Annotated in this window: 2 protein-coding genes; both read left to right on the top strand. The window is 52.6% G+C overall.

Translation table 11 applies throughout. The features are described from left to right. Window positions 1-286: hypothetical protein (locus ACXRVZ_RS27655; RefSeq protein ID WP_458233136.1), on the top strand; the 286-nt coding region annotated here is incomplete at its 5' end. 8 nt (window positions 287-294) lie between these two features. Further along, a partial coding sequence (locus ACXRVZ_RS27650) for a glycosyltransferase (protein WP_458233135.1) occupies window positions 295-967 on the top strand: 673 nt, incomplete at its 3' end.

Here is a 967-nt window from a genome sequence, read left to right as displayed (position 1 = left end):
GGACAATGGCATGCGTGCCACAGCGGCCGGCTTTAATGTGAGGATGGCGCCGGGATTCGTAGGAATCTGCGAGCGTAATCCGCCAAATGTGCTGTCGGCTCCGATTGCTCGAAGCGTGCGGGCAAGACTTCGCCACGTCTGTAGTCCAAAGCAAGTTCCTCCGCGTGCTTGGTACACATACGTCAGGCGTAACTACGGCAGAACTTGGCCGCTTGAATTTGCCAAACCTTATCTCAGTGCGATCTATCGGGCGCTGCTTGCCAAGCGTCATCGTGAAACGAGCTGAGATATCCAGTGAAGATTTTGCTTTCGGTCTTTGCATGCGCGCCCAATACTGGCAGTGAAACTGGCGTCGGCTGGCGTTGGGCTGTCGAATTAGCTCGCGCGGGGCACCATGTAGTTGCGGTGACCGATGAGACCCGTCGAAACCAAATAGAGAATGAACTTGAGCTGCGGCCCGTGCCTGGGTTGCGCTTTGAGTTCTATCGCCCAGTTTGGTTAAAAAGAATCCCGCTAAATTCAAAAACGGCCCAACTGCTGTTTTCTGCATGGCAATATAGCCTTTTGCCCTTTGCGCGCGGCCTGCATCGATTGCATCGATTTGACGCCGTTATTCATTTGACTTATGGCGTGTTTCGTACTCCTAGCTTTCTTGGTGGCCTCAAGATTCCGTTTGTGTTTGGACCGGTAGGTGGTGGGGAAGATGCACCATGGGCACTTAAGCAAGGGCTGCCTTGGCGAGAGCTTATTAAAGAAGTTGTCCGAACCGCGTTGATAAAAATTTCACCGCTCAATCCTGCGTTGCGTGCGTGCCTTAACTCGGCATCCGTAATTTTGGTTAAGACCAAAGACACCAAAGACGCATTGCCGCGCAAGAGTTCAGCGCGAGCTATTGTTTATCACGAAATCGGGATTCAGCGTCAAACGGAATCGTTGGAGTGGACGCCAATCGCGAGAGGGGTAAATG

It is taken from the genome of Roseateles sp. P5_E8 (assembly GCF_054177665.1).
This window is presented reverse-complemented; position numbering and strand designations above follow the sequence as displayed.